Source organism: Polaromonas sp. P1_E3, assembly GCF_056405935.1.
On the sequence record NZ_JBFUBD010000444.1, the window covers coordinates 1 to 2,043 of the forward strand.

Sequence of the window (2,043 nt, forward strand, 5' to 3'; positions counted from 1 at the left end):
CAACAATGTTGCATTAAACTATAAAGCAATTCAGTTGCATTATTACCGCAACCGAGTGGCTTTTGTTGACTTCCCTGCCCGCCTGTTTGTAAAGACGACTTCCCTTGCCAGCTTCAACCCGTTCCTTCCCCCCACAACCTGCGCGCCGCCGCAGCATCCTCGCCTGGCCGGCCTGGCGCCGGATGCTCGCGGTGTTGCCGGCCGTGGCGCTGCTCTGGCTGGCAGTCGCCTGGGCTTCGGCGGAGATCGCACCGTGGTGAGCGCCATGGTCGCGCTGGACAACCTCACCGTCAGCTACCGGCAGCATCCGGCGCTGCACCACGTCAGCGGTCACTTCGCGGCGGGTTCGCTGACTGCGGTTGTTGGCCCCAACGGCGCCGGCAAAAGCACGCTGTGCAAAAGCATCATGGGGTTGCTGCTCCGCTCGGGCGGCCAGGTCACCACGGCAACGCCGCGCGCGCGCATTGCCTACCTGCCGCAACAGGCTGAGCTGGACCGCGGCTTTCCGATGGACGTGTGCGACGCCGTGCTGCTCGGCTGCTGGCCTTCGCAGGGCGCGTGGGGCGGCGTCAGTGAGGCGCAGTGGGCGGCCGTCGGCACGGCCTTGCGCGCCGTCGGCCTGGAAGGTTTTGAAGCGCGGCCCATCGGCACACTTTCCAGCGGGCAGTTCCAGCGCGTGCTGTTTGCCCGCCTGCTGGTGCAGGACGCCCGCCTGATCCTGCTGGACGAGCCCTTTAACGCAATAGACAGCAAGACCACCGCCGCCTTGCTGGCGTTGATTCGCCAGTGGCATGCCCAGGGGCGCACCGTGATTGCCGTGCTGCATGACGACGCCCAGGTGCGGGCGCATTTTCCGCAAACACTGCTGCTGGCGCGCGAAGCCGTCGCCTGGGGGCCCACCGCACAGGTCATGACCGAAGTCAACCTGGCGCGCGCCCGCGCGATGGCAGAAGCATGGGACGAAAGCGCCGAAGCCTGCCGCATCGACGACAAGGCAGTAGCCACACCAGTGGCATTGCACGAGCCCCTGCTGCACAAGGCTGCGGCGTGATGGAAGCCGCGCAGCACGCCCTTCACGGTGCCTGGGCCGTTCTGTTTGCGCCGTTCGCCGAATATGCGTTCATGCGCCGCGCGCTGGTGGCCACGATGGCGTTGTCGCTCAGCGCCGCGCCGCTGGGCGTTTTCCTGACCTTGCGGCGCATGAGCCTGCTGGGTGACGCGCTCAGCCACGCCATATTGCCGGGTGTCGCCATCGGTTTCATGCTGTGCGGCCTGTCGCTCACGGCCATGGCAGCAGGCGGCGTACTGGCCGGCATGCTGGTGGCCGCGCTGGCCGGCTTCATCAGCCGCGCCACCGCGCTGAAAGAAGACGCCAGCCTGGCTGCCGTTTACCTGGTGGCGCTGGCGCTGGGCGTGACGCTCATTTCCGGCCACGGCACGCAGCTGGACCTGCTGCACATTCTGTTCGGCAGCGCGCTGGGCGTCGACACGCCGGGCCTGCTGCTGGTCGCCGGCGTGGCCAGCATCAGCCTGGTCGCGCTGGCGGCTGCCTACCGCGGCCTGGTGCTCGAAAGTTTTGACCCGGTGTTCCTGGCTGCAACGGGCCGCAGCGCCTCTTTCAAGTGGGCGTGGCAGCAGGGCTTTTTGATGCTGGTCGTCATCAACCTCGTGGCCGGCTTCCAGACGCTGGGCACGCTGATGGCCGTCGGCCTGATGATGCTGCCCGCGGTGTCGGCGCGCTTGTGGCACGACACCCTGCCCGCGCAGCTCGCCAACGCCGGCGCGCAGGCCATGGCGGCAGGCTACGCCGGGCTGCTGCTGTCTTACCACTTCGATACACCCTCGGGCCCGACCATCATCGGCTGCGCCGGCGCGCTGTACTTTGCCTCGCTGCTGCTGGCACCCGGCGGCTGGCTGCCGCGCACGTTCGCGCGCGCGCACCGCACCGCCTGAAGCTGCGCATCTTTCCTTTCTTTACCAACCCGGAGCCCTTCCATGACTTTCATGAAACACCTGGCGCGCAAACTGCTGACACCCCTGGTC

2 protein-coding genes are annotated in these 2,043 nt (G+C 67.2%); both read left to right on the top strand.

What is annotated here, in order from left to right; translation table 11 throughout:
- Positions 1-55 precede the first annotated feature (55 nt).
- Complete coding sequence (locus AC1D0Z_RS20325) at positions 56-1,051, top strand: metal ABC transporter ATP-binding protein (protein ID WP_477659977.1); 996 nt, start codon at positions 56-58, stop codon at positions 1,049-1,051.
- Positions 1,051-1,953, top strand: coding sequence for a metal ABC transporter permease (locus AC1D0Z_RS20330; protein WP_477659978.1), 903 nt, complete (start codon positions 1,051-1,053; stop codon positions 1,951-1,953). Before AC1D0Z_RS20325 ends, AC1D0Z_RS20330 begins: the two co-directional genes overlap by 1 nt.
- The last annotated feature ends 90 nt before the right edge of the window (positions 1,954-2,043 follow it).